We start from the raw sequence: 1,676 nt of genomic DNA, 5'->3' as shown, positions 1-1,676 counted from the left end.
GACGTCCATCTTCTCGTTGACGCGGTAGTTGGCGCGCAGGCCGAGCGCGGAGCGGCGGGTGTCGGAGTACTCTTCGGCGGCGACGCCGAACAGGTGGCCGCGCAGGTCCAGGCCGTTGGGCTGGTCGGCGACGCGGAAGAACAGTGCCTCGCCCCAGGCGATCTGCTGGTTGCCCGCGCGCAGCCACAGCGGGCCGTTGTTGTAGTCGAGGTAGAAGGCGGGCAGGTCGATCAGCGCGCGGTCGGTGGCGTAGGCCAGCGGGCCGCCAGCGGTGCCGCCGAAGGCCTGGCGGAAGCTGCTGCCGGAGTTGATGTCGCCCACGCCGGTGCTGGCGCCGCCGACGGTGCGCGTGCCGTAGGCGTCTTCGACGGCGCGGGTCTCGTCGACGATGCCGCGCAGCTTGATGGTGGCCTTGAGTGACTCGGTGAGCTTGCCGTCGAAGTTGAGGTCCACGCGGGTGGCGAACCAGTTGATGTCGGCGTCTTTCTTGTACTCGCCCGGGCGGGTCAGCGTGGTACCTGGGAACAGCACGCTGTTGTTGGGGTAGGTCACTCCGTTGGTGGAGTTGCCGTTCTGGGTCGTGAGGTTCTGGTCGTCGGTGGTCTTGACCGCCAACTCCTGTCGGATGAAGCCCGAGAAGGCCCATTCGGCCGCCTGGGCCGACCCGCACAGCGCGACCAACGCAGCTACTGCGATGGCGTGCCGCTGAGAGATTTCTGTACGAATCTTCTTCACGCTGTTGTCTCCTCGTTGTAGGTCAAAGATCAAGTTCCAGGATCGTTCCACCCGCTCCTACCGCCACCACGCGTCGCTTGCCGCCCGGGCCTTCGCTGGCTGCGAGGGCCTGGTACCAGGCGTTGCGCACGAGCTTGGAGTTCAGCGGGCTCCAGGAGGCCCCGCCGTCGCGGCTGAGCACCACGGCGTTGATGCCGCTGGCGAGCACTTCGCCCTTGGGCGTGGCGTGCACGCCGGTGAGGATGGCGCCGGTGCCGGTCTTGTGCGACACCCAGGTGGCGCCGCCGTCGGCGCTGCTGAGCAGCGCGCCGCTCTGGCCGGTGGCGTACATCTTGGTGCCGCCCTCGACGACGGACAGGCCGAACAGGGAGCGTTCGCCCTTGTGCAGGGCCTTCCACTGCTTGCCGTCGCTGCTGCGCATGACGAGTTCGAATTCGCCCACGGCGGTGACGCTGCCGTCCTCGGCGACGTGGATGTCGTAGAGGTGGGGTTCGGCGCCGTCGTCGGTGATGGTGCTCCAGTCGACGGTCTGCACGGCCCAGGACTGGCCCCAGTCGGTGGACTTGAGGATGGTGCCGAAGGCGCCCACGGCGTAGGCCAGGCCCTGGCGGTTGACGTCCACGGCGAGCAGGCGCGACTTGGTCATGGAGGGCGCAGCCTTCCAGGTCTTGCAGTCGGCTGCGGCATACACCAGGCCGGTCTGGCCGACGGCGATGCATTTGCCTTCGCGCATCGCCACGGCCATCAGCGCCAGGTGCTTCATCGGGAAGGGCTGCACCTGCCAAGTCGCCCCGCCATCGGCCGTGACGAGCACGTTGCCGAACGCCCCCACCGCAATCCCCCTCTCCCCCTCGAACGCCACGTCGTACAGCGCGTCGTGCGCCGTGCCGTGGCGGAGAAGCTTGGCGCCGCCGCTAGGTGCAGCAGCGGCCGCGGCGGGC

2 protein-coding genes are annotated in these 1,676 nt (G+C 68.6%); both read right to left on the bottom strand.

What is annotated here, in order from left to right; all coding sequences use genetic code 11:
- The coding region (locus x551_RS21875; protein ID WP_343252167.1) for a DUF1302 family protein at window positions 1-735 on the bottom strand (735 nt) is incomplete at its 3' end.
- A 22-nt stretch (window positions 736-757) separates the two neighbouring features.
- On the bottom strand, window positions 758-1,676 hold a 919-nt coding region (locus x551_RS21870), incomplete at its 5' end, for a YCF48-related protein (protein WP_036251414.1).

This window comes from Methylibium sp. T29 (assembly GCF_000576205.1).
GTDB lineage: Bacteria > Pseudomonadota > Gammaproteobacteria > Burkholderiales > Burkholderiaceae_C > Methylibium > Methylibium petroleiphilum.
Note: the sequence above shows the minus strand (reverse complement) of the source record. Positions and strands in the feature narration are given on the sequence as shown.